The sequence below is a fragment of the Paeniglutamicibacter terrestris genome, assembly GCF_012271785.1.
Lineage (GTDB): Bacteria > Actinomycetota > Actinomycetes > Actinomycetales > Micrococcaceae > Paeniglutamicibacter > Paeniglutamicibacter terrestris.
Genome location: NZ_JAAWVT010000023.1, coordinates 1 through 1,859, shown reverse-complemented (window position 1 = coordinate 1,859; position 1,859 = coordinate 1). Strand labels below are relative to the sequence as shown.

The 1,859-nt window shown below is 53.7% G+C and carries 1 rRNA gene; it reads right to left on the bottom strand.

Going from position 1 to position 1,859, the window contains the following annotated elements:
• Nucleotides 1-135 precede the first annotated feature (135 nt).
• Nucleotides 136-1,662 (bottom strand): 16S ribosomal RNA (locus HED64_RS19595).
• Nucleotides 1,663-1,859: the final 197 nt, after the last annotated feature.

The window sequence follows — 1,859 nt, the reverse complement described above, 5'->3', positions numbered from 1 at the left end:
CATAAACAGCCATAATTTGTTGATATTCCACCCTTGAGCACTCGCCCATCAACACAAGTGATGGATACGAGCAGCACTGAACACCCACATGAGAAACACTTTGGAATCCCTGCGACGGTGTTAGTTGCTCCTTAGAAAGGAGGTGATCCAGCCGCACCTTCCGGTACGGCTACCTTGTTACGACTTAGTCCCAATCGCCAGTCCCACCTTCGACGGCTCCCTCCCACAAGGGGTTAGGCCACCGGCTTCGGGTGTTACCAACTTTCGTGACTTGACGGGCGGTGTGTACAAGGCCCGGGAACGTATTCACCGCAGCGTTGCTGATCTGCGATTACTAGCGACTCCGACTTCATGGGGTCGAGTTGCAGACCCCAATCCGAACTGAGACCGGCTTTTTGGGATTAGCTCCACCTCACAGTATCGCAACCCATTGTACCGGCCATTGTAGCATGCGTGAAGCCCAAGACATAAGGGGCATGATGATTTGACGTCGTCCCCACCTTCCTCCGAGTTGACCCCGGCAGTCTCCTATGAGTCCCCACCATAACGTGCTGGCAACATAGAACGAGGGTTGCGCTCGTTGCGGGACTTAACCCAACATCTCACGACACGAGCTGACGACAACCATGCACCACCTGTGAACCAGCCCCAAAGGGGAAACCATATTTCTATGGCGATCTAGCACATGTCAAGCCTTGGTAAGGTTCTTCGCGTTGCATCGAATTAATCCGCATGCTCCGCCGCTTGTGCGGGCCCCCGTCAATTCCTTTGAGTTTTAGCCTTGCGGCCGTACTCCCCAGGCGGGGCACTTAATGCGTTAGCTACGGCGCGGAAAACGTGGAATGTCCCCCACACCTAGTGCCCAACGTTTACGGCATGGACTACCAGGGTATCTAATCCTGTTCGCTCCCCATGCTTTCGCTCCTCAGCGTCAGTAGATGCCCAGAGACCTGCCTTCGCCATCGGTGTTCCTCCTGATATCTGCGCATTTCACCGCTACACCAGGAATTCCAGTCTCCCCTACATCACTCTAGTCTGCCCGTACCCACCGCAGATCCGAAGTTGAGCCTCGGACTTTCACGGCAGACGCGACAAACCGCCTACGAGCTCTTTACGCCCAATAATTCCGGATAACGCTTGCGCCCTACGTATTACCGCGGCTGCTGGCACGTAGTTAGCCGGCGCTTCTTCTGCAGGTACCGTCACTTTCGCTTCTTCCCTACTGAAAGAGGTTTACAACCCGAAGGCCGTCATCCCTCACGCGGCGTCGCTGCATCAGGCTTTCGCCCATTGTGCAATATTCCCCACTGCTGCCTCCCGTAGGAGTCTGGGCCGTGTCTCAGTCCCAGTGTGGCCGGTCACCCTCTCAGGCCGGCTACCCGTCGTCGCCTTGGTGAGCCATTACCTCACCAACAAGCTGATAGGCCGCGAGTCCATCCCTGACCAAAATTCTTTCCACCAAAAACCATGCGGTCTACGGTGCATATCCAGTATTAGACCCAGTTTCCCAGGCTTATCCCAGAGTCAGGGGCAGGTTACTCACGTGTTACTCACCCGTTCGCCACTAATCATTCTGTGCAAGCACAAAAGTCATCGTTCGACTTGCATGTGTTAAGCACGCCGCCAGCGTTCATCCTGAGCCAGGATCAAACTCTCCGTAAAAAAATATACAGACACAACCAACACGCCAACTGGAAAAAGTCGACCGGGTTGCACCAAGTAAAAACATCCTGGCAAATTGCCTCAAGCATCCACACCGGGGGGTGCAAACCTTGAAGCCATTCACCAATAAAATAAATAAATTGGTATCAACAAACTTGGCACACTATTGAGTTCTCAAACAACAGACACTTCCAACA